Source organism: Streptomyces phytophilus (assembly GCF_013870535.1).
GTDB classification, from domain to species: domain Bacteria; phylum Actinomycetota; class Actinomycetes; order Streptomycetales; family Streptomycetaceae; genus Streptomyces; species Streptomyces phytophilus.
This window is the reverse complement of the sequence record NZ_JACBXC010001713.1, coordinates 1-1,039: the sequence shown is the minus strand read 5'-3', so window position 1 is coordinate 1,039 and position 1,039 is coordinate 1. Positions and strand designations below refer to the sequence as shown.

The following is a 1,039-nucleotide window of genomic DNA, read 5'->3' as shown; positions in this document are numbered from 1 at the left end:
GTGCTCGCTCGCCACGGACGACACCGGTCACCGCCGCCGGTCGTCGCGCTCGCCCGGCCTGCGGAAGAAGTCGCCCGGCTCCAGGTCGCCGTCCAGCACCCGGCCGACGACGAAGCCGATCGCGCCGAGCGCCGCCACCAGGAGGAAGGCACCGAACCCGCCGAAGTACCCGGCGAAGCCCAGCGCCATCCCGGCGATCAGGCCGACCACTGCCATGCTCATCGCACGCACCTTCCCCAAGCTCCCCGGGGCGGGTCCCCCGCCCCGCCGTCACTGCAGCCGCGGCTGCTCGGCCCCCTCTTCCTCGTCGTCGGGCAGCTTCACGTCGGTCACCGCGATGTTGACCTCGACCACTTCGAGTCCGGTCATCCGCTCGACGGCCGAAATGACATTCTCCCGTACGGCGCGGGCGAGTTCGGTGATGGAGACGCCGTAGTCGACGACGATCTCCAGGTCGAGTGCCGTCTGCACCTCGCCGACCTCGGCCCGCACCCCGGTCGCCGACCGGGCGGAGCCGGGCGCGCGGTCCCGTACGGCACCCGTGGTGCGGGCGAGGCCGCTGCCCATGGCGTGCACGCCGACGACATCGCGGGCGGCCAGGCCCGCGATCTTCTCGACCACGCCGTCGGCGATCGTCGTCCGCCCCCGCGCCGCCGGATCACCGGTGCCGCGCCGCGTGCCCAGCACCTTCGGCGGGGCCGTTGCCGGCTCCCGCGTGACCTCCCGGACCGTCGACTCGCTGCTCACCGTCTCCACCCTTTCTGACGAACGTGGCGTGCGCTCGTTTCGCCCCCCACTATCCGTCCCCTGCCCGGGGTGGGCCAGGGGAATGCGACAGCCGGCCCACCGGGGACCGGCGATCGGGTGGCCGGCCCCCGGCGGCGGTGAGGGTGCGCGGGCCCGGCCCGCTGCTCACGCCCCGTGGACGAGGCGGAACGGACGCCCCGATCGCGGGTGGGGGAGGATGGGGCGCATGACGGAAGGGGACTGGCAGCGGGCGGTACGCGCGCAGGTGGGCCTCGGCAGGCTGCTGCCCCTG

The 1,039-nt window shown here is 74.6% G+C and carries 2 protein-coding genes; both read right to left on the bottom strand.

Going from position 1 to position 1,039, the window contains the following annotated elements; all coding sequences use genetic code 11:
- Positions 1–27: 27 nt before the first annotated feature.
- The gene (locus H5J30_RS35450) at positions 28–222 is read right to left on the bottom strand and encodes a hypothetical protein (protein ID WP_018835772.1); all 195 of its coding nucleotides are present in this window, start codon (positions 220–222) and stop codon (positions 28–30) included.
- A 48-nt stretch (positions 223–270) separates the two neighbouring features.
- Positions 271–756 carry an Asp23/Gls24 family envelope stress response protein gene (locus H5J30_RS35445; protein WP_181791895.1) on the bottom strand — a complete coding sequence of 162 codons (486 nt, stop codon included), beginning with the start codon at positions 754–756 and terminating at the stop codon, positions 271–273.
- Positions 757–1,039: the final 283 nt, after the last annotated feature.

Coding starts and splice junctions, on each gene's coding strand:
- H5J30_RS35450 (WP_018835772.1), bottom strand. CDS start 222: ATGAGCATGGCAGTGGTCGGCCTGATCGCCGGGATGGCGCTGGGCTTC.